At 74.7% G+C, this 20762-nt stretch carries 21 protein-coding genes; 13 read left to right on the plus strand and 8 right to left on the minus strand.

The features are described from left to right. Positions 1-67: 67 nt before the first annotated feature. From pcaG to FB558_RS29510, 3 genes are read right to left on the minus strand one after another with little or no spacing between them, the layout of a single operon-like run. Entirely contained in the window at positions 68-616 is a 549-nt protein-coding gene (pcaG, locus tag FB558_RS29500; RefSeq protein ID WP_142058853.1) for a protocatechuate 3,4-dioxygenase subunit alpha, read from the minus strand. Beyond that, positions 609-1325 carry a protocatechuate 3,4-dioxygenase subunit beta gene (gene pcaH / locus FB558_RS29505; RefSeq protein ID WP_142058855.1) on the minus strand — a complete coding sequence of 239 codons (717 nt, stop codon included), beginning with the start codon at positions 1323-1325 and terminating at the stop codon, positions 609-611. Before pcaH ends, pcaG begins: the two co-directional genes overlap by 8 nt. Then, positions 1322-2491: a 4-hydroxybenzoate 3-monooxygenase gene (locus FB558_RS29510; RefSeq protein WP_142058857.1), complete on the minus strand. Its 1170-nt coding sequence runs from the start codon at positions 2489-2491 to the stop codon at positions 1322-1324. The genes pcaH and FB558_RS29510 overlap by 4 nt, the downstream gene beginning before the upstream one ends. Positions 2492-2571: 80 nt before the next feature. Here FB558_RS29510 and FB558_RS29515 point away from each other — a divergent pair, with 80 nt between their 5' ends. The 7 genes from FB558_RS29515 (at position 2572) to FB558_RS29545 (ending at position 8630) form a co-directional block, all read left to right on the plus strand. Continuing rightward, a complete protein-coding gene (locus FB558_RS29515) occupies positions 2572-3342 on the plus strand; it encodes an IclR family transcriptional regulator (protein WP_142058859.1) in 771 nt (256 codons plus the stop codon). 149 nt (positions 3343-3491) lie between these two features. Next, a complete protein-coding gene (locus FB558_RS29520; protein WP_142058861.1) occupies positions 3492-4493 on the plus strand; it encodes an acetamidase/formamidase family protein in 1002 nt (333 codons plus the stop codon). Between the two features lie 10 nt (positions 4494-4503). Beyond that, the gene (locus FB558_RS29525; RefSeq protein WP_142058863.1) at positions 4504-5262 is read left to right on the plus strand and encodes an SDR family NAD(P)-dependent oxidoreductase; all 759 of its coding nucleotides are present in this window, start codon (positions 4504-4506) and stop codon (positions 5260-5262) included. Then, positions 5262-6395: an epoxide hydrolase family protein gene (locus FB558_RS29530; protein WP_142058865.1), complete on the plus strand. Its 1134-nt coding sequence runs from the start codon at positions 5262-5264 to the stop codon at positions 6393-6395. Before FB558_RS29525 ends, FB558_RS29530 begins: the two co-directional genes overlap by 1 nt. Positions 6396-6482: 87 nt before the next feature. After that, positions 6483-6869 carry a YciI family protein gene (locus FB558_RS29535; protein ID WP_142058867.1) on the plus strand — a complete coding sequence of 129 codons (387 nt, stop codon included), beginning with the start codon at positions 6483-6485 and terminating at the stop codon, positions 6867-6869. Continuing rightward, on the plus strand, positions 6854-8089 hold the full coding sequence (locus FB558_RS29540) for an RNA polymerase sigma factor (protein WP_211366906.1): 1236 nt from the start codon (positions 6854-6856) through the stop codon (positions 8087-8089). Before FB558_RS29535 ends, FB558_RS29540 begins: the two co-directional genes overlap by 16 nt. A gap of 259 nt (positions 8090-8348) precedes the next feature. After that, the gene (locus FB558_RS29545) at positions 8349-8630 is read left to right on the plus strand and encodes a YggT family protein (RefSeq protein WP_142058869.1); all 282 of its coding nucleotides are present in this window, start codon (positions 8349-8351) and stop codon (positions 8628-8630) included. Between the two features lie 115 nt (positions 8631-8745). Here the strand turns inward: FB558_RS29545 and FB558_RS29550 are convergent, their stop codons facing one another. From FB558_RS29550 to FB558_RS29570, 5 genes are all read right to left on the minus strand, one after another. After that, the gene (locus FB558_RS29550; protein ID WP_142058871.1) at positions 8746-9402 is read right to left on the minus strand and encodes an ABC transporter ATP-binding protein; all 657 of its coding nucleotides are present in this window, start codon (positions 9400-9402) and stop codon (positions 8746-8748) included. After that, complete coding sequence (locus FB558_RS44840) at positions 9399-10343, minus strand: ABC transporter ATP-binding protein (protein ID WP_246106820.1); 945 nt, start codon at positions 10341-10343, stop codon at positions 9399-9401. Before FB558_RS44840 ends, FB558_RS29550 begins: the two co-directional genes overlap by 4 nt. Then, on the minus strand, positions 10340-11281 hold the full coding sequence (locus tag FB558_RS44845; RefSeq protein ID WP_246106821.1) for an ABC transporter permease: 942 nt from the start codon (positions 11279-11281) through the stop codon (positions 10340-10342). The genes FB558_RS44840 and FB558_RS44845 overlap by 4 nt, the downstream gene beginning before the upstream one ends. A 128-nt stretch (positions 11282-11409) precedes the next feature. Continuing rightward, the gene (locus FB558_RS29565; protein ID WP_246106822.1) at positions 11410-12414 is read right to left on the minus strand and encodes an ABC transporter permease; all 1005 of its coding nucleotides are present in this window, start codon (positions 12412-12414) and stop codon (positions 11410-11412) included. After that, a complete protein-coding gene (locus FB558_RS29570) occupies positions 12381-13973 on the minus strand; it encodes an ABC transporter substrate-binding protein (protein WP_246106823.1) in 1593 nt (530 codons plus the stop codon). The genes FB558_RS29565 and FB558_RS29570 overlap by 34 nt, the downstream gene beginning before the upstream one ends. An 88-nt stretch (positions 13974-14061) precedes the next feature. Between FB558_RS29570 and FB558_RS29575 the strand changes: the two genes are divergently transcribed. The 6 genes from FB558_RS29575 to FB558_RS29600 all read left to right on the plus strand — a co-directional run bounded on the left by FB558_RS29575 (position 14062) and on the right by FB558_RS29600 (position 20745). Continuing rightward, positions 14062-14664 carry a superoxide dismutase gene (locus FB558_RS29575; RefSeq protein ID WP_142058877.1) on the plus strand — a complete coding sequence of 201 codons (603 nt, stop codon included), beginning with the start codon at positions 14062-14064 and terminating at the stop codon, positions 14662-14664. Between the two features lie 251 nt (positions 14665-14915). After that, positions 14916-16199, plus strand: a complete 1284-nt coding sequence (locus tag FB558_RS29580; RefSeq protein WP_246106824.1) for a GAF domain-containing sensor histidine kinase — start codon at positions 14916-14918, stop codon at positions 16197-16199. Then, entirely contained in the window at positions 16196-16882 is a 687-nt protein-coding gene (locus tag FB558_RS29585; protein ID WP_246106825.1) for a response regulator, read from the plus strand. The genes FB558_RS29580 and FB558_RS29585 overlap by 4 nt, the downstream gene beginning before the upstream one ends. Positions 16883-17007: 125 nt before the next feature. Further along, complete coding sequence (locus FB558_RS29590; RefSeq protein WP_246106855.1) at positions 17008-17724, plus strand: IclR family transcriptional regulator; 717 nt, start codon at positions 17008-17010, stop codon at positions 17722-17724. Between the two features lie 88 nt (positions 17725-17812). Beyond that, a complete protein-coding gene (mdlC, locus tag FB558_RS29595) occupies positions 17813-19408 on the plus strand; it encodes a benzoylformate decarboxylase (RefSeq protein ID WP_246106826.1) in 1596 nt (531 codons plus the stop codon). 26 nt (positions 19409-19434) lie between these two features. Beyond that, complete coding sequence (locus FB558_RS29600; protein WP_246106827.1) at positions 19435-20745, plus strand: MFS transporter; 1311 nt, start codon at positions 19435-19437, stop codon at positions 20743-20745. Positions 20746-20762: the final 17 nt, after the last annotated feature.

A 20762-nucleotide genomic window follows, 5' to 3' on the forward strand; every position in this document is an offset into this window, starting at 1 on the left:
GCGCGGAGCGCCATTCCGCGCGGCGCCCGGGCGAGGCGGGTGATCGTGGACACCCACCACGCCGCAGTCAGACCTGCAGGAAGACCGTCTCGCCGTCGCCCTGCAGACGGATGTCGAACCGGAGCGCGCCCTCCCCCGCGGGTTGCGCCACGAGCGTGGCGGCCCGCTCGGGCGGCAGCGCCGACAGCAGCGGGTCGGCGGCGTTCGCCGCGGCCTCGTCCGGGAAGTAGATGCGGGTGACGACCCGGTCGAGCAGTCCGCGGGCGAACACCGACACGTCGATGTGCGGGGCCTGGCCGTCGCCCAGCGCGCCCGGCTTGACCGTGACGATCTCGTAGCGGCCCTCGCCGTCGGTGGCGCAGCGCCCGAAGCCCTCGAACCCGGATCCGGACGCCCCGCGCGGGTCGTCGGGGTGGTCGAAGCGCCCGTCCGGGTCGGCCTGCCAGGTCTCGATCATCCCGTCGGTGACGGGCGCGCCCTCGCCGTCGCGCAGGACGCCGGAGATCCGGATCGCGCCCGGCGCGTCCTCGGCGACCACGAGGTGGCCGTGCATCCAGGTCAGGCCGATCGACAGGAACGGCCCGACGGTCTGGGACGGCGTGAGCAGGTCACTCATGGGGCTCCTCGAACACGGTCTGCTCGCGGCCGCGCAGCACGATGTCCCAGCGGTAGGCCAGTGCCCACTCCGGGCGCGTGGCCCCGAGGTCGAACGTCGACACCATCCGCTGCCGGGCCTTCGGGTCGGGCACCGAGTTGAAGATGGGGTCCTGGTCGAACAGCGGGTCGTCCGGGAAGTACATCTGCGTGACCAGGCGCTGGGTGAAGGCGCGCCCGAACAGCGAGAAGTGGATGTGCGCGGGCCGCCACGCGTTGGTGTGGTTGCCCCACGGGTAGGCGCCCGGCTTGATCGTGGTGAACGAGTAGTTGCCCTGCGCGTCGGTCATGACCCGCCCGCCGCCGGTGAAGTTGGGGTCCAGCGGCGCGGGCCAGTTGTCGCGCACGTGCGGGTAGCGGCCCGCGGCGTTGGCCTGCCACACCTCGACGAGCGTGTCGGGCACCGCGCGCCCGTCGCTGTCCAGGACGCGGCCGAACACGATGATCCGCTGCCCGATCGGCTCGCCGGCGTGCTGCGTGGTGAGGTCGTGGTCGCTCGGGCCGATCTCGCCGGTGAGCAGCGGGCCGGTGACCTCGGTGAGCCGGTGCGGCAGCACGATCGGCGCCTGCGACGGCGCACGCAGCCCGGTGCTCCTGTAGCCGGGCGAGTCCAGCGGCGGATGGGTGCCGGGCGGCGCGGGCCGGTAGCCGACGGGATGCGGGATCGTCATCGAACACCTCCATACGGGAGACCCGTGTAGTTCTCGGCGAGGCTGGTGGCGGCCGCGCGGGAGGACACGGTGTAGCGCAGCTGGGACAGCTGCAGCCGCCGGGTGAACGCATCGCCGTCGGGGGCGACGTGCAGCATCGAGGTCATCCACCACGAGAAGTGCTCGGCCCGCCAGACGCGGCGCAGGCAGGTGTCGGAGTAGGCGTCGACGCCGCGCTCGTCGCCGCGCGCGAGGAACGCGGTGAGCGCGTCGGCCAGCACCCGGACGTCGGCGATCGCCAGGTTCATGCCCTTCGCCCCGGTGGGCGGCACGATGTGCGCGGCGTCGCCGGCCAGGAAGAGCCGTCCGTGGCGCATCGGCTCGGCCACGACGCTGCGCATCCCGGTGACGCCCTTCTCCAGCACCGGCCCCTCGTTGAGGGTGAACCCCTCGGCGGCGAGCCGGGTGCCCAGCTCGTCCCAGATCCGCGCGTCCGACCAGTCGTGCACATCGGTGTCCGGCGGGACCTGCAGGTACAGGCGGGTGATCTCGGGGCTGCGCATCGAATAGAGCGCGAAGCCGCGGTCGTGGTTGGCGTAGACGAGCTCGTGGTGCGTCGGCGCGGCCTTGGCGAGGATCCCGAGCCAGGCGTAGGGGTACTCGCGCTCGAACATCTCCGGCGCGTAGGCCCCGCGGCTGATCCCGTGGAAGCCGTCGCAGCCCGCCACGACGTCGCACCGCAGCTCGTGGCGCTGCCCGTCCGCGTCGGTGTAGGCGATCACGGGGGTGTCCGCGAGCCCGTCCAGGGTGACGTCGGCGACCTCGAACCGCAGGTCTCCGCCGTCCCGCAGCCGGGCGGCGATGAGATCCTTCACGACCTCCTGCTGGCCGTAGACGGTGATGCCGCGGCCGACGAGGTCGGCGAAGTCGATGCGGTGGTCCTCGCCCTCGAAGCGCAGCGAGACGCCCTCGTGCGGCATGCCCTCGCGGTCGAGCCGCTCGGCCAGGCCCACCTCGCGCAGCAGCTCGACGGTGGGGTGCTCGAGCACGCCGGCCCGCACGCGCTGCTCGACGTACGCGCGGCTGCGGGTCTCGAGGACCACGGAGTCGATCCCGGCGAGGGCCAGCAGGTGCGAGAGCAGCAGCCCCGCCGGTCCCGCCCCCACGATGCCGACCTGGGTGCGCATGACGGCGAGCCTGGCGCACCGGAGCCGCCTGCATCGACTCCGCTTCCGGTCAGCGGAAGCACCGGGCACACTGGGCCGTGATGGGCGAGACGGTGACGGGGCGCGTGCTGCGGCTGCTCGCGGCCTTCACCGCCGAACGCCCCGAGCTCGGCCTCACCGAGCTGAGCCGCCGGGCGGACCTGCCGCTGACCACCACGCACCGCCTGGTCGGCGAGCTCACCGACTGGGGCGCGCTGGAGCGCGGCGAGGACGGGCGCTACCGGGTCGGGCTGCGGCTCTGGGAGGTCGGCGCCCTCGCGCCGCGCGGGCTGGGGCTGCGCGAGTCGGCCATGCCGTTCCTCGAGGACCTGTACGAGGTGACCCGCCAGAACGTCCAGCTCGCCGTGCTCGACGGCACCGAGGTCGTCTACGTCGAGCGCATCTCCGGCCGCGGCGCCGTCAACGTGATCACGCGCGTGGGCGGCCGGTTACCGCTGCACGCCACCGGCGTCGGCCTCGTCCTGCTGGCCCACGCCGACCCGGAGCTGCAGGAACAGGTCCTCGCGTCCCCGCTCAAGCGCTACACGGCGAAGACGAGGTGCGACCCCGAGGAGGTGCGGCGGGCGCTCGCCGACGTCCGGCGCAGCGGGGTGGCCGTGAGCGACGGGCAGATCGAGCTGATCGCGCTCTCGGTCGCGGCCCCGGTCCACGGCAGGCGCGGCGACGTCGTGGCGGCCCTGTCCGTGGTCGTGCCGGCCGCGACCTCCGACCCGCGCGCCTACGTCCCGGTGGTGCGGGCGGCGGCACGCGGCATCTCCCGGGTGCTGGGCGCGCCGGAGCCGCGCACGTCCCGCCGAGGCGAGCGGCAGTAGCGGGCGACCGAACGGGCGCACCCGGAGCGGCGACGGGACGTTCTCGTCGTGGGCCGTGGGTGGCCGCGCACCGGCCGCTGCACGCCCCCGGGGAACGTTCGTGGCCACCGCTCTTGCGCCCGCACCGCCGGAGCCCGACGATCAGCGGGGTGGACGTCCTCGAGTTCCGGCCGCGGCCCGACCAGTACGCGTGGACGTTCGGAGGCGTCGCGCCGACGCACCGGATCCGCCCCGGCACCGTGTTGAAGCTGTGGACGGAGGACGCGTTCTCCGGGCGGCTGCAGCGGGCGAGCGACAAGCCGTCGCAGGTGCTGGACATGACCCAGGTGAACCCGCAGACGGGGCCGTTCTTCGTGGAGGGCGCCGAGCCGGGCGACACGCTCGCCCTGCACATCGTCGACCTCACCCCGGCGCGGGACTGGGCGGCGTCGACGACGATCCCGTTCTTCGGCGCGCTCACCGGCACCGACCGCACCGCGCTGCTCAACGAGCCGCTGCCCGAGCAGACGTGGATCTACGAGCTGGACCGGGCGCGGGGCACCGTCCGGTTCGAGGCGCAGCGCTCGCAGCTGTCGCTGGACCTGCCGCTCGCGCCGATGCTGGGCACCGTCGGGGTCGCGCCGCCCGGCCGCGAGGTGCGTTCCAGCCTCGTGCCCGACACGTTCGGCGGCAACATGGACACCCCGGAGATGCGCGCAGGCACCACCTGCTTCCTGGGCGTCAACGTCGAGGGCGCGCTGTTCTCCGTCGGCGACGGGCACTACCGCCAGGGCGAGGGCGAGAGCTGCGGCACCGCCGTCGAGGGCGCCATGGACGTCACGCTGGTCGTGGAGCTGGTCAAGGGCGGGGCCCCCGCGTGGCCGCGGCTCGAGCACGACGACCACTACGCGGTCGTCGGCTCGGCCCGGCCGCTGGAGGACGCGTGGCGGGCCAGCCAGGTCGGCATGATCGCCTGGCTCGGCGAGCTGTACGGTCTGGACCCGCTCGACGCCTACCAGCTGCTCACGCAGGTCAGCCGCTCCCCGCTGGCCAACGTCTGCGACACGAACTACAGCGCGGTGACGTTGGTCGAGAAGTCGTTGCTGCCCACCGCCGACGCCTTCGGCGGCATGCACCGCCACCTGCGCGAGCAGGCGGCCACCCTGATCTGAGGAGCAATCCATGGACCTGCAGCTCGCCGGCCGGACGGCGTTGGTCACCGGCGGCACGAAGGGGATCGGGCGCGCCGTCGTGGAGGGCCTGGCGGCCGAGGGCACGACCGTGGCCTTCTGCGCGCGCACGGAGGCCGATGTCCGCGCGACCGAGGAGGAGCTGCGCGGCGCGGGCCACGACGTCAGCGGCACCGCCGTGGACGTCGCCGACCCGGAGGCGCTCACGGCCTGGGTGGAGGGGGCGGCGCAGCGCCACGGCGGCATCGACGTCGTCGTGGCCAACGTCAGCGCGCTGGCCATCGGCACCGAGCCCGACCACTGGCGCGCCAGCTTCGAGGTCGACCTCATGCACACCGTGCGGACGGTCGACGCCGCGCTCCCGTACCTGGTGGCGAGCGGGGTCGGGTCGGTCGTCGCCGTCTCCAGCGTCTCGGGCCGGGAGGTGGACTTCGCCGCGGGCGCCTACGGGGTGATGAAGGGCGCGCTGGTGCACTACACGTCGGGCCTCGCCTTCCAGCAGGCGGGCAAGGTGCGGGCCAACGCCGTCTCCCCCGGCAACACCTACGTCGAGGGCGGGGTCTGGAACGGCATCGAGCAGGGGAACCCGGACCTGTACGCCACCGCGCTCGGCCTCAACCCCACCGGGCGGATGGCGCGCCCCGAGGAGATCGCCTACGGCGTGGTCATGCTCGCGAGCCCGCGCGCGTCCTTCATCACCGGCACGCACCTCGTCATCGACGGTGCCCTCACCCGGGGGGTGCAGCTCTGATGCGCGAGTTCCGCATCGACGTTCCCGAGTCCGAGCTGGACGACCTGCGCGACCGCCTCGCCCGCACGCGCTGGCCGGACGCCGAGACGGCGTCGGGCTGGAACCAGGGCGTGCCGCTGGAGTACGCGCGCGAGCTCTGCGACTACTGGGCCCGCCAGTACGACTGGCGCCGCTGCGAGGCCGAGCTCACCGCGCTGCCGCAGTTCCGCACCGGGCTCGACGGCGGTGGCGACGACACCGTCGAGGTGCACCTGCTGCACGTCCGGTCCCGGCACGAGGGGGCGCTGCCGCTGCTGCTCACCCACGGCTGGCCGGGTTCGATCATCGAGTTCCTCGGTGTCGTCGACGCGCTCACCGACCCGCCCGACCCACAGGACGCGTTCCACCTGGTGATCCCGTCGCTGCCCGGCTACGGCTTCAGCGGCAAGCCGACGGCGCCCGGGTGGGGGGTGGAGCGGATCGCCACGGCGTGGGCGCAGCTGATGGACCGCCTCGGCTACGACCGCTACGCCGCCCAGGGCGGGGACTGGGGCGCCATGATCACCTCCGCGCTGGGCACCGGCGCCCCGGAGAACCTGGTGGGCATCCACCTGACGATGCCGATGGCCGCACCGCCGCCCGAGGGCGAGGCCCGCCCGCTCACCCCGGCCGAGCAGGAGGCCATGGCCAGCCGCAAGGCCTTCCAGAAGGTCGGCACGGGGTACTCCAGCGAGCAGTCCACCCGCCCCCAGACGCTCGGGTACGGGCTGGCGGACTCCCCCTCGGGACAGTGCATGTGGATCGTCGAGAAGTTCTGGGACTGGACCGACTGCGCGGGCCACCCGGAGAACGTGATCCCGCGCGACCGCCTCCTGGACAACGTGATGCTCTACTGGCTGCCCGGTACGGGGGCCTCGTCGGCGCGGCTGTACTGGGAGAGCTACAAGCGTCGTCGGATGGACGAGGTGCCGGTGCCCACCGGCGTCACCCTCTTCCCGCAGGAGCTGATCCGGTTGCCCCGGCACTGGATCGAACGGCGCTACACCGACCTGCGGCACTGGAGCGAACCCGCGGTCGGCGGCCACTTCGCCGCGATGGAGCAGCCGGACGTCTTCGTCGACGAGCTGCGCACGTTCTTCCGCAAACTCCGCTGACCGGCTGTCGAAACCACGCGCGGCGGATCGTCATGGCGGTGCGCACCGCACAGGGCGGACACCGCGCGCGAGGACGAGGAGAGACCCATGCGCTACACGCTTCTGCTCCACTACGGCGAGCCCGCCGAGGGCGAGCTGTCCGCGGAGACGATCGCCGCGGGCCAGGCCGCATTCAACGCCTACGGCAAGGCGCTGGCGTCGGCAGGCGTGCTCGTCGGCGCCGAGGTGCTGGAGCCGACGAAGGAATCGACCACGGTCACGCTGCGCACCGGAAGCCTGCAGGTGCAGGACGGTCCGTTCGCGGAGACCAAGGAGGCCCTCGCCGGGATCTTCGTGATCGAGGTCCCGGATCGCGACGCCGCGATCGGGTGGGCGGAGAAGTGCCCTGCCGCGCAGTGGGGGGTGGTGGAGGTCCGGGGTGCGGCCACGTCGCTGCGCGACGGCGTCTGGACGGCCGGGTGCACGGCCGGCTGAGCACGACCGGAGCGGCGCAGGTCCGGGCGGCGCAGGCCGCCCGGACCTCGTACGGCCGGCTGCTCGCGCTGCTCGCGGCGGGCAACGGGGACATCGCCGCGGCCGAGGACGCGCTCGGCGACGCCTTCGAGCGGGCCCTCACCGCGTGGCCGGCCGACGGGGTGCCGCACAACCCGGACGCCTGGCTGCTGACCGTGGCCCGCAACCGCATGCGTGACCGCTGGAAGTCCCCCGGCACCCGCATGGCGGTGGAGTGGGACCCGGAGCGGCACGGCCCCGCCCACCTCGACGAGCTCGACCTCGACGCGGTTCCGGACCGGCGGCTCGAGCTGATGCTGGTCTGCGCGCACCCGGCGATCGACAAGGCCGTGCGCACGCCGCTGATGCTCAACACGGTGCTCGGCTGCACCGGCGAGCAGATCGCCCGCGCGTTCGCCCTGCCCGCCCCCACGTTGGCGGCGAGGCTGGTGCGGGCGAAGCGCCGCATCAAGGACGCGCGGATCCCCTTCCAGATCCCCGATGTGCACGCCCTCGGGGAACGCATGGACGCCGTGCTCGAAGCGGTCTACGGCGCCTACGCGATCGACTGGCACACCACGGGCACGGAGCTGCGGCCCGCGCTGGCCGGCGAGGCGCTGCACCTCGCCGAGACGCTCGCGCACCTCGCACCCGGTGACGCCGAGGCGCGCGGCCTCGCGGGCCTGATCTGCCTCTCCCAGGCCCGCGGGCCCGCCCGCCTCGACGCGGAGGGGGCGTTCGTCCCCCTCCGCGAGCAGGACCCCGCGCGCTGGGACGGCGAGCTGATCCGCCGGGGCCGCGAGCACCTGCGCCGCGCCCACGGGCTGCGCCAGCTCGGCCGGTTCCAGCTCGAGGCGGCGATCCAGGCCGTGCACTGCGCACGCCGCGAGTCGGGAACGACGGACTGGGGGGCGTTGCGGGACCTCTACGACGCGCTGCACGGCCTCGCCCCGAGCCTGGGCAGCGCCACCGCGCTGGCCGCCGTGGCGGCGGAGACCGACGGGCCGGAGGCGGGCCTCGCGCTGCTCGACGAGCTCGTCGACCGGACCGCGCGGTTCCAACCGGCCTGGGCCACCCGTGCGCACCTCCTGGAGCGGCTCGGCCGCGCCGCCGAAGCGCGCGTCGCACTCGACAAGGCCATCTCGCTCACCCACGACCCCGCCGAGCGGGCCCACCTCACCGCGCGGCGCGCGCACCTGTGAGATGACCGAGCGGGGCCGTCGGGCACTTCGGGACCCCGCCCGACGTTGACAGCTAGTGGTTCCCGCCGGAGGTTCGTCGGGGGTATCGGTGGATCCAGCTTCTCGCTGGGCGTGCCGGCGGGCAGCTCTCGTACCGGGCGTACACGGGCTGTCCGCCGGTGCGTCCAGCGTGGAGCTGGGCCGCCGAGACCCGGGACGAACCTCCGGCGGGGACCACTAGCCGCCCGGCATCGGCCCGGAGGTGGCGGGAGGAGATCGGATGTCGGCGGTCGGAACTCTGCTCGGCACGTTGCTGTTGCTCTTCCAACTCGTGCTGGTGGCCCGGGCGGTGGTCGACTGGGTAGCGGCGCTGTCCTCGGGCCCGGAGCCCGGTTGGCGCAGTACCGCCCGGCGGGTCACGCACGCGGCCACCGAGCCGGTGCTGGCCCCGGTCCGCCGGGTCCTGCCGCCACTCCGGGCCGGATCGGTGGGCATCGACCTGGCGTTCATCGTGGTGTTCGTCGCGACGGTGCTGTTGCGCCTCGTCGTCACCTCGTTCTGAGCCGGTCACCCTCGGATGGCCGCGGGCCGGCCACCGAGGTGACCGACCCGCTCCCCCACCGATGTCGAGCTGCCAGAACGACCACCAGCACGAGGTAGTTGCAATCTACTTGCAATTAGCCGGGCACGCCAGCGAACGGGCGCTCCACCCGGTCGGCCCACACCCCGAGCAGCTCCTCGTCGTGCGACACCGCGAGCACGCCCGCTCCCTCGCGCGCCCGCTCCGCGACCACACCGACCAGCGCGGCCGTCGTCGACGCGTCGAGCATGGCGGTCATCTCGTCGCAGATCAGGTAGCGCGGCCGCAGCACGAGCGCGCGGGCGAGGCAGGCCCGCTGCAGCTGGCCGTCGCTCACCTCGTGGGGGCGGCGACCGAGCAGCTCGGGGGTGAGCCCGACGCGGTCGTGCAGCTCGTCCTCCCACGCGGGGTCGCGGCGGCCCCGGGTGGCCAGCAGCGGCTCGGCGACGATCTCGCGCAGCGGCAGTCGCGGGTCGGCGGCCAGGCGCGGGTTCTGGAACACCACCCCGACGGCGGTGCGCAACGCCCGCGGCGCCCGGTACCGCACGCCGCGCGCCCGCTCGCCGTCGATCTCCACGGTGCCGGTCCACGGCGCGTGCAGCAGCGCGAGCACTCGCGCGAGCGTCGACTTGCCGCACCCGCTCGGCCCGGCGAGGCCGACGACCGCACCCGGCTCGACGGTGAGGTCGACCCCGTCGAGGACGGGGAGCCCGCGCCGGTACCCGGCGACGACCCGCTGCGCCGCGAGCGTCACGACGCCCCCACCGGCGCGCACGCGACGGCCCGCTCGCCGCTCCACACGAGCGCCGGATCGGGTACGCAGGAGTGCAGGTCGGGCCGCCGCTGCCCGAACCCGCACCCGGCGGGCAGGGCGGTGAGGTCCGGCGGGTGTCCCGGCACCGGCGTGAAGCCGCGGTCGGGCAGCGCGCCGAGCAGGCCCGCGGTGTAGGGGTGCCACGGGTCGCCGAACACCGCGTCGGCGGGGCCGACCTCGACGAGCCTGCTCGCGTACATCACGGCGACGTCGGTGGCCACCCGCCGCGCCGCGCGCAGGTCATGGGTGATCAGCAGGACCGCGTGACCGCGCGCGGCCATGCCGGCGAGCAGGTCGACGCTGCGGTCGACCAGCGGCCGGTCCAGGCCCGCGGTCGGCTCGTCGGCCAGCAGGACGGGCGGGTCGCCCGCCAGCGCCGCAGCCAGCCCGACGCGCTGCGCGGTGCCCCCGGACAGCTCGTGCGGGTAGCGCTCGAGCATCTCGAGGGGCAGCCCGACGTCCTCGGCGAGCCGCCGGACGGTGGCGCGCGGGTCCGGATCCGCGGGCCGCAGCGCCCGCACCGCCTCGACGAGCTGCGAGCCGACCCGTCGGACCGGTGTCAGGTGCGTGGCCGCCGACTGCGGCACCAGCCCGACCCGCCGGCCCCGCACGTGGTCGCGCAGCACGGGCTCCGGCGCGTCCAGCAGGTCGCGGCCGTCGAGCTCGACCCGCCCGGCGACCTCGGCGTTGGCCGGCAGCAGCCCGGTGATCGCCGCGGCCAGCACCGACTTGCCGCAGCCGCTCTCCCCCACCAGCGCGAGCAGCCGCCCGGGCCGCAGCGTGAAGCTCGCCCCGGTCACCGCGCGCACGGTTCCGGCCCGCCCCCGAGCACCGAGCCGGAACCGCACGGACAGGTCGGCGACGTCCAGCACGGCGTTCACAGCCCGAGCTCCGAGCGGCGCCGGGGCAGGGCCCGGTCCCGCCACCAGGCCGCGATACCGGCCACCGCCAGCGCGGACGCGACGAGCAGCACTGCAGGGAACGTCACGATCCACCACGATCCGAGCAGGACCGCGGCCCGGCCCTCGCCCAGGATGTTGCCGATCGAGGCGAGGTGCGGCGGGAGGCCGAGCCCGAGGAAGGACAGGGCGGTCTCGTGCCAGACGGCGTGCGGGAGCAGCAGCACCGTCGACAGCGCCGCCTGGGGCACGATCGCGGGCAGCAGGTGCCGGCGCAGCACCCGCCCGCGGGAGGCGCCGCCGGAGATCGCCGCGTCGATGAACGGCCGCTCGCGCAGCGAGAGCACCTCGGACCGGACGATCCGCGCCACGCTCGTCCAGTGCGTGAGGGCGATGGACGCGATCACGGCGAGGACCGAGCCCCGGTAGAGCGCGACGATCACGATGCCGAGCAGCAGGTGCGGCACGGCGTTGACGGTGTCGACGACGCGCATGAGCAGCCGGTCCGGCCATCCCCCGAGCACACCCGACGCCGCCCCGAACAGCGCCCCGAGCACCGTCGACACCACCGCGCACGCCGCCGCCACCAGCAGCGACACCTGCAGGCCCGCGAAGCTGCGCAGCAGCAGGTCCCGGCCCTGCGCGTCGGTGCCGAACGGGTGCGCGGGCGACGGGGGCAGCCGCACCGCGGTGTAGTCGACGAGCCGCTGGTCCAGCCCGCCCAGCCAGGGCACGAGCACGGACGCGACGGCGAGCAGGACGAGCAGCCCGGCCCCGGCGACCAGCCGCGCGCGGGCCCGGCCTGCCGCGCGTCCCCGTGGCGTCCCGGCGCGCGGGCGCGCGGCCGAGCGCCACCGCGGCTCGGCGTGCTCGGGCGGACCCGCGCTCCGCGGCCGTCCGAGCTCGACGTCAGCACTCATCGGACCGCTCCTTCACCGGATCGCCGGCGCCGTGACCGGACGCGGGACTCGCGCTGTTCGAACGCGAGACTCGCCCTGTCGAAACGGGAGACTCGCCCTGTTCGAACGGGAGACTCGCGGGGTGGGGGTCAGCCATCGGCCACCACCCTCGGGTCGGCGAGGGCGACGGCGACGTCGGCCAGCAGGGAGCCCGCCAGCACCGCGGCCGTGGCCAGTACCGAGAGGGCCGCGAGCATCGGGAAGTCGACGGCCAGGGCCGCGGTCACCACCGCCTCGGCGATGCCCGGCCACGAGAACACCGTCTCGACCAGCACCGCGCCCGTCACCAGCTCCGGGATCCGGGTGCCCAGCAGCGTGACGAACGGCAGCAGCGCCGTGGGCAGCGCGTGCCGCAGCACCACGGTGCGCTCGCGCAGGCCCCGCGCCCGGGCGCCCGTCACGTGGTCCTCGCCGAGCGCGCCCAGCAGCGAGGAGCGCACGTGCAGCACCAGCCACGGCGTCTGCGAGACGCCCAGGACGAGCGCGGGCAGCACCAGATGCCGGGCCACCTGCCCGACCGAGAGCGCCGCGCCCGCGTCGGTGAGCCCGGCGACCGGCAGCCAGCCCAGGCCCAGCGCGAACACGGCGATCGCGACGAGCGCCAGCACGAACGGCGGGATCCCCTCCATCGCGTGGCCGATCGCGGTCACCGCGCGGTCGAACGCCCCGCCCTGCCGCCACGCCGCGACGGTGCCGGCCACCAGCGCCAGCACGACGGCGACGACCAGCGCCGTGCTCACCAGCAGCAGCGTCCACGGCAGCCGCTCGGCGACGACCTGCTCCACGGGCTGCCGGAACGCCCGGCTCGTTCCGAGGTCCCCCGACAGCACCCCGGACAGCCAGCGCCCCAGCTGCTGGAACACGCCGTCGTCGAGCCCGAGGCGCTCCCGGGTGGCGGCGATGTCGGCGTCGGACGCGGAGAAGATGTCGACGCCGTAGTACTGGTAGACGGGGTCGAACGGGGACGCCGCGGCGAGCAGGAACACCCCGACCGCGACGATCCCCAGCACCGGCACCGCGAACGCCAGCCGGCGCGCGACGAGCAGGCCGATCTCCCGGCTCACGAGCGCGGCGTCCAGTCCTCGACGTTCCACCACGGGCCCCACGTGGTGCCGTGGGTGTGCGGGTCGACGACCTCCTGGTAGCCGTCCCAGCGCTCGCGCACCAGGTAGGAGTGGTCGAGGAAGGCGAGGAAGACGAAACCGGGCGCGGCCGCGTAGGCGCGCTGCCACTCCTTGACGGCCGCCACGCGCGCGGCCTGGTCGGTGGCGCGCCGGGCGGCGTCCAGACCCGCGTCGACCGCCGGGTTGGCGTAGAACGCCGGGTTGTTGAACCCGTCGCCGCCGTAGGAGCTGTGCAGCAGCGGGTAGCTCACGAGGTCCGGGTCGAACGGGGACCCGCCCCCGAGCACCAGCGCGTCCGCGCCCATCCGCGGTTCGATGGCCTCCCAGCCCAGCCCCTCGAGCGCGACGTCGACGCCGACCGCGCGGGCGTCGGAGGTGAACGCCTGCGCGAAGTCGCGGCGGATCGTGTCGCTCGCCGGGTACATCAGCGTGAACCGGGCGGGCACGCCGTCACGGGCCCGCGTGCCATCCGCGCCGCGGACCCAGCCCGCCGCGTCGAGGATCCGCTCGGCCTCGGCCCGGTCGAACGAGAACTGCGCGCTGGGCTCGGCGTACTCGGACAGCACCTCGGGGATCGGCGTGGACGCGGGCGCGCCCCGGCCCGCGAACAAGGCGTCGATCATGCCCTGGCGGTCGACGGCGTGGTTGAGCGCCAGCCGGATCGCCGGGTCGCCGGTCACCGGGTGGCTGCTCGGCAGCGTGATCGTGCGGTAGTCGGCGCTCGGGTGGTGGTGCACCGCGTACTCCGAGCCTGCGAACGTCTCGGCGAGCGCGGGCGGGAGCACGGTGCCGTCGAACTCACCCGCCCGCAGGCGCTGCGCGCGGGTGTTGTCGTCCACGGCGAAGACGAGGTCGAGCGTGCGCACGGCGGGAGCGCCGCCCCAGTACTGCGGGTTGGCCTCCAGCCGCATCGAGGTGCCGCGCCGCCACTCGACCAGCCGGTAGGGCCCGGTGCCGACCGGCTGCGTCCCGAACGCCGACTCCGCGAGCGGCGCGGGCACCGCCACCGCCTCGGCCGGGACGATGCCCAGCGTCAGCCGGTGCGCGAACGCGGAGTCCGGTTGGGTGAGCCGGAACCGGACGGTCCGCGGGTCCAGTGCCTCGACGCCGGCCAGCGTGCGGTGGTCGGAGCGGACCGTGGAGGCGTAGGCCGGGTCGAGCAGCGCGGTGTAGGTCGCGACCACGTCCTGGGAGTCGAACGCCGACCCGTCGTGGAACGTGACGCCTTCGCGCAGCGCCACGGTGTAGGACAGCCCGTCGGCGCCGGGCCGGGGCAGCTCCGCGGCGAGGGCGGGCTGCAGCTGCCGGTCGGCGTCGTGCGCCACGAGCCCGTCGAAGATCTTGGACGCACCCTCGACGCCGTAGCCGAGCAGCGGGTGCAGGCTCTCGGGCTCGTATCCGTCGGCCAGCACCATCGCGGCGGGATCCCCGCCCGCGCCGGCCGCACCCCCCGGGGCGGTCGGCGCGGAGCACCCGGCGACCGCCGCGAGGAGGACGGCAGCGATCACGAGCGGGGTGCGGCGGTTCACGGCCGGACGGTAGCCACAGTTGCGAGTCACTGGCAAGAGCGTGAGGATCGCTCCTGCACCGTTCACGATCTACCGCGAGGAAGTGCCCATGGACCGGTACACGCTGCCCGACCTGCCCTACGACTACGGCGCACTCGCCCCGCACATCGCCGGCGAGATCATGGAGCTGCACCACTCCAAGCACCACCAGACCTACGTCACCGCCGCCAACCAGACCCTCGACAAGCTCGCCGCCGCCCGCGAGTCCGGCGACTTCGGCGCCATCGTCGGCCTGGAGAAGACCCTCGCCTTCAACCTCGGCGGCCACGTCAACCACTCGATCTTCTGGAACAACCTCTCCCCCGACGGCGGCGGGAAGCCCCAGGGCGAGCTCGCCGCCGCCGTCGACGAGCACTTCGGCTCCTTCGACGCCTTCCAGGCCCACTTCACCGCCGTCGCCACCACCATCCAGGGCTCCGGCTGGGCCATCCTCGGCTGGGACACCCTCGGCCAGCAGCTGCTCATCCACCAGCTCTACGACCAGCAGGCCAACCTCCCCGCCGGCCAGATCCCCCTGGTCATGCTCGACATGTGGGAGCACGCCTTCTACCTGCAGTACAAGAACGTGAAGCCGGACTACGTGAAGGCCTGGTGGAACGTCGTGAACTGGGCGGACGCGCAGGCGCGCTTCGAGAAGGCGCGCGGGGTCTGATCCCCCTTCCGCAACGAACGGCACTTTCGTCGCTACCTAGCCGACGAAAGTGCCGTTCGTTGCGGGAGGCGGGTCCAGCTGAGCCGGCTACGCGACATATGTCGTAGGTCACGGGGGCCGTTGTGGCCGACCTCGGACCGGCACCGCCGAAGCCTTGTGACGGGGCGTGCGGACTGGCAAGACTGGGGCGGTCTCCGGTCGGGCCGGCGAGGGCCCGTCGGGCGGGCAGGACGCTGGACGAAGGGGTCGGCGTGGCGGGAAGGGTGGTCGAATCCGGTGCCGGGTGCGCCGTGCCGGTGGCGCAGTGCCCCGAGTGCGGCGGGTCGGTCGGCGCGGTGGTCGAGGACGCCCGGCACGGGCAGCGCCGCCTCGTCGCGATCGCCCGGGCGGCGGGGAGCGTCGCGGACGCCGCGTCGCTGTCGGTCACCCTCGACGTGGTCGCGCGCGAGGTCGTGCAGGCCGAGCAGATCGCCGCCGTGCAGATCCTGCGGGTCGAGGGCGGCAGCATGCGCGTCGTCGGCAAGGCGGGGTTCACCGGCGCGGAGGACTTCACCGAGCGGTTCGAGGAGTGCCGCCGGCTCGGCGCGCGGATGATGTTCGTCGAGGCGTTCGCGACGCGGCGGCGCATCGTCGTGGCGCACCGCAAGGCCGCCGTGCTCGCCGACCCCAGGTGGGCCCCGCTGCACGCCATCATGGGCGCCCCGGCGTGGGACAGCTTCGCCGCCGTCCCGCTCGTCGTGCGGGGCCGCGCCGTCGGCGTGCTGAACGCCTTCTACGAGCCCGGCGAGATCCCCGGCCCGGCCGCGCTGGAGTTCCTGGAGGCCATGGCCGACCAGGCCGCCACGGCCGTCGACTCCGCCGACCTGCTCGCCCGCTCCCGCCACGACGCCCAGCTCGCCGAGCGGGCCCGGCTGGCCCGCGAGCTGCACGACTCCGTGGTGCAGCAGGTCTTCTCGATGCGCATGCAGGCCAAGGCCCTGCGGGCGCAGGTCGAGCCCGGGCGCACGAGCAGCCCGGAACGGGTGCGCGCGGTCGCCGACGAGCTGCTCGACCTCGCCCAGAACGCACTCGCCGACCTGCGCGGCCTCGTGGTGGCGCTGCATCCCGTCGAGCTGCTCGAGAACGGCCTCGCGGGTGCCGTGCGCCAGCACGCGCATTCCGTGCAGACCGCCTCCGGGCTACGGGTCGACGTCGAGGTCGACGACCGGCCCCCCGAGCTGCCGACCGAGCTGCAGGAGGACCTCTACCGCATCGTCCAGGAGGCGTTGCACAACGTGGTCAAGCACGCGGGCGCCTCGCGGGCCCGCGTCCGGATCGGGACGGACGGCCCCCGCGACGGGGACCACGTGCTGGTGGAGGTGTCCGACGACGGCATCGGCATGGACGCCGGTGCGCGCCGCGCCGACGCGCTCGGGCTCGTGTCGATGCGGGAACGGGCGCAGCGCTGGGGAGGGCTCATGGAGATCGGCAACGAGGGACGGGGCTGCCGCGTGCGGGTACGGGTGCCTGCCGCGCGAGCGGAGGGCGGGCGGTGAGCACGGCGGTGTCGGGCACGGCGTCGGACGTCATCGGGGTGCTGGTCGTCGACGACCACGCCGTCGTGCGCCGCGGCCTGTCCGCCTACCTGGAGAGCACCGACGGGATCCAGGTCGTCGACGAGGCGGTGGACGGGCAGGACGCGCTCGTCCGGCTCCGGCGCCTCGCCGGTGCGGGCCGGCTCCCGCAGGTCGTGCTCATGGACGTGCTGATGCCGCGGATGGACGGGATCACGGCGATCGGGGCAGTCCTCGCCGCGCACCCCGGGCTGCGCGTCGTCGTCCTCACCAGCTTCGGGGAGCTGGAACGCGTGCAGGCCGCGCTGCAGGCGGGCGCGGCCGGGTACCTGCTCAAGGACGCCGACCCGGACGAGGTCGCCGCCGCGATCCGCGCCGCCCACCGCGGCGATGTGCACCTCGACCCGGCCGTCGCCGGCCGGCTCACCCGCCACCTCGTGTCCCCGCCCACCGGGCTCGCGGCGCTGACCGCACGGGAGCGCAGCATCCTCGCGCTGGTGGCCCGCGGCCTGTCCAACCGCCAGATCGCCGCCGAGCTCCACATCAGCGAGCGGACCGCACGCACCCACGTCAGCCACGTGCTCACGAAGCTGCAGCTGTCCTCGCGGACGCAGGCGGCGCTCGTCGCCATCCGGGAGGGGTTGGTCCCCCCGCCCGGCGCGTGACGCGCCCGACCCACCACATCCCGGCAGACGAGGAGACGGAGGCGCCCATGACGGTGATCCCCGAAGCCCCGCACACGACCCGGACCGGCGCGGCGGGCGGGTCCCGTCCGACCGCGGCGGGCCGGATGCTGTCGGTGCTCGACGCGTTCGGGCCCCGCCACCGCACCCTGTCGTTGAGCGAGATCGCGCGGCGGGCCGGGCTCACGCTGCCGACGGCCCACCGGCTCGTCGGGGAGCTGGTGGGCTGGGGGGCGCTGGAGCGCGACGACAGCGGCCGCTACTCGGTGGGGCTGCGGCTGCTGGAGCTGTCCGCGCTGGCACCGCGGGGCCTCGAGCTGCGCGAGGCCGCCTTCCCGCACCTGGAGGACCTGCACCAGGTCACCCGGGGCAACATCCACCTCGGGGTGCGCGACGGGCGGGAGGTCGTCTACATCGAGGCGATCCGGGCGCGCGGGCCCAACCCGCTCAGCAGCCGCGTCGGCGACCGCTGGCCGATGCACGCCACCGGCACCGGCCTCGTGCTGCTCGCCCACGAGGACCCCGCGCTCCAGGAGGAGGTCCTGCGCTCGCCCCTGGAGCGCTTCAGCCCGATGACCGTGGTGGATCCCCGGGAGCTGCGCCGCCACCTCGCCCGCATCCGCCAGACCGGGGTGGCGGTGGCCCGCGGCCAGATCACGCTGCCCGACCTGGCGGTCGCCGTCCCCGTCCGCGACCCCGCGGGCCGGGTCGCGGCGGCGATCAGCGTGGTGGTCGCGGCCGACCGGGCCCGCCCCCGCGAGCTGGCCTGCGTCCTGACGCAGGCGAGCCGAGCGATCTCCCGCACCCTGGGCCCCCGCCCCTGACCACTCGAAGCCCGCCGGTGCCGACAGCCCTTTCGCCTCCTGGAAGCGGGGTTGCGGCGCCGCGTCGCGCGCGGCGAGGGTCCTGGAGGTGACGACGGTGCGCGCGCAGGTCCACGACCTGCTGCGGTCCTGGGGGATGACGACCGTCTTCGGCAACCCCGGATCGAACGAGCTGCCGTTCCTCGACCGCTTCCCCGCCGACTTCCGCTACGTCCTCGGGCTGCACGAGGGCGCCGTGCTCGCCATGGCGGACGGCTACGCGCAGGCGACCGGGCGCGCCGCGCTGGTCAACCTGCACGCCGCGGCCGGGCTCGGCAACGCCATGGGCAACCTCGCGAACGCGGCGCAGCAGCAGACCCCGCTCGTCGTCACGACCGGGCAGCAGGCCCGCGGCATGGTCGGCCTGGGCGCCATGCTCTCCGAGGCCCGGATGACCGAGGTGGCGCGCCCGCACGTGAAGGCCGCCTTCGAGCCCCTGCGCGCCCGGGACGTGCCGCGCACCCTCGCCGAGGCCCACCACCTCGCCGCGCTACCGCCGCGCGGCCCGGTGCTGGTGTCGCTGCCGCTGGACGACTGGGCGGCCGAGGTCGACCCGCACGAGGTCGAGCACCTCGGCACCCGGCGGGTGGCGACCGGCGGCGGGGTCGGCGGCGGCGAGGTGGAGATGATCGCCGCCCGGCTGGCCGTCGCGCGGTCACCGGTGCTCGTCCTCGGGCCGGAGGCCGACGCCGAGCCCGCGTTCTCCTGCGCCGTCGCGCTCGCCGAACGCGCGCGGATGCCGGTGTGGATCGCGCCGAGCCCGCCGCGTTGCCCGTTCCCGACCACGCACCCGCACTACCGCGGGGTGCTCCCGGCCGCCGTGGCGGGCGTGACGGGTGCGCTGGCCGGCCACGACCTCGTGCTGGTGGTCGGCGCCCCGGTGTTCCGCTACCACGTCGACCGCCCCGGGCCCTACCTCCCGCCCGGCGCCACGCTGGTGCTCGTCACCGCCGACCCGGGCGCCGCGGCCCGCGCCCCGATGGGCGACGCGCTGGTCGCCGACCCCGGCGCCGTGCTCGCGCGGCTCGCCGAGCAGGTCGTCGCACCGGCGGACCGGCCCGCCGTCGCGCCGCGGCCGCTGCCGGCGGCCGTCGCCGTCGAGGGTCCGCCGTTCCCGGCCGAGGCGGTGTTCGACGTGCTGGCGAAGGCGCTCCCGGCCGATGCCGTGCTGGTCAACGAGTCGACGTCGAACACAGCGGCGTTCTGGGAGCGGGTGCCGATCCGCCGGGCGGGCGGCCTGCTGTTCCCCGCCGCGGGCGGGCTCGGGTTCGGGCTGCCCGCGGCCGTCGGGGCCGCGCTCGCCGACCCGGACCGCCCGGTCGTCGCCGTGCTCGGCGACGGCGCCACCCAGTACGGCGTGCAGGGCCTGTGGACCGCGGCCCGGCACGACCTGCCGATCACCTTCCTCGTGCTGCGCAACGGCGAGTACGGCGGGCTGCGCTGGTTCACCGGGCCGCTCGGCGTGCGCGACGTTCCCGGGCTGGACCTGCCCGGCATCGACGCCGTCACGATCGCCGCGGGCTACGGCGTCCCCGGCGAGCGCGTCGAGGCGCTCGACCAGCTGGCCGCGGCCCTCATCACGCCGCGCGACGGGCCGCTGCTGCTCGAGATCCCCGTCGCGAGCGGCGTGAGCTTCGCCGGCTGATCCGTCCTTCTCCCCCGGAGGTGCCCGTGACCCGCCCGCCGACCAGTCGCCGGTCGCTGCTGCTCGCCAGCTGCGTCGGGACGTCGATCGAGTGGTACGACTACTACATCTTCGGCACGGCGGCCGCGCTCGTGTTCGGCACGCTGTTCTACCCGGAGGGCGATCCGACGGCGGGCACGCTCGCCGCGCTCGGCACCTTCGCCGTCGGTTTCATCATGCGCCCGGTGGGCGCGGCGGTGATCGGCCACTTCGGCGACCGCATCGGCCGCAAGACGATGCTGGTGCTCACCCTGATGCTCACCGGCGTGTCGACGTTCGCCATCGGCCTGCTGCCGACGTACGCGGCGATCGGCGTCACCGCTCCCCTGCTGCTCCTGCTGCTGCGCCTCGTGCAGGGCTTCGGGGTGGGCGGTGAGTGGGGCGGCGCGGTGCTGGTGGCCACCGAGCACGCCACGCCGCGACAGCGGGCGCTCTACGGCAGCTTCGCCCAGTTCGGCGTGCCGATCGGCGTGCTCACCTCGAACCTGGCGTTCCTGGCCGTCGCCGGCCTGCCCGACGAGGACTTCCTGTCGTGGGGCTGGCGCATCCCGTTCCTGCTGAGCATCCTCCTGCTGGTCGTCGGGATGATCGTGCGGAGCAAGCTCTCGGAGAGCCCGGAGTTCCAGCGCGTGAAGGAGGCGAAGCAGGTCACGAAGCTGCCGGTCGCGACGCTGTTCCGCGAGCGGCCGAAGGTCGTGCTGCTGGCGAGCCTTGCCGCGATCCCGCCGCCGCTGGTCGGCTACACGGTGATGGTCTACATGCTCAGCTACGGCACGCGCGCCGCGGGCTTCGAGCGCCCGACGCTGCTCACCCTCATCCTGCTCTCGACCATCCCCTGGATCGCCGGGATCTACGTGGCCGCCCGCTGCGCGGACCGCTGGGGTGCCGGCCGCATCTACGTGATCGGCACGGCCACCGCCGTGATCTGGGCGTTCCCGCTGTTCTGGCTGGTCGACACGGGCAGCGTGCCGGCCGCCCTGATCGCCTTCGCGGTCGCGGGCGTCGTCCAGGCGATCATGGCCGGCGCGCAGGGCGGCTGGTTCACCGAGATCTTCGACGCGCGCATCCGCTACAGCGGCGCCTCCATCGCCTACCAGACGGGCGGCATGATCGGCGGGGCGCTGACGCCCATCGTGGCCACCGCCCTGTACGCGGCCTACGGGTCCTCCACGCCGATCGCGGTCTACCTGCTCCTGCTCTCGGCGGCGGCCCTCGGGGCAACACTGCTGCTGATCCGCTCCACCGACGGCCCCGCCGCCCGTGAGGCCGCCGCGGCGCCTGCCGAGCACAAGCCGTGAGCGGATACGGGTGTCAG

This window comes from Pseudonocardia kunmingensis, from assembly GCF_006716445.1.
Classification (GTDB): Bacteria; Actinomycetota; Actinomycetes; order Mycobacteriales; family Pseudonocardiaceae; genus Pseudonocardia; species Pseudonocardia kunmingensis.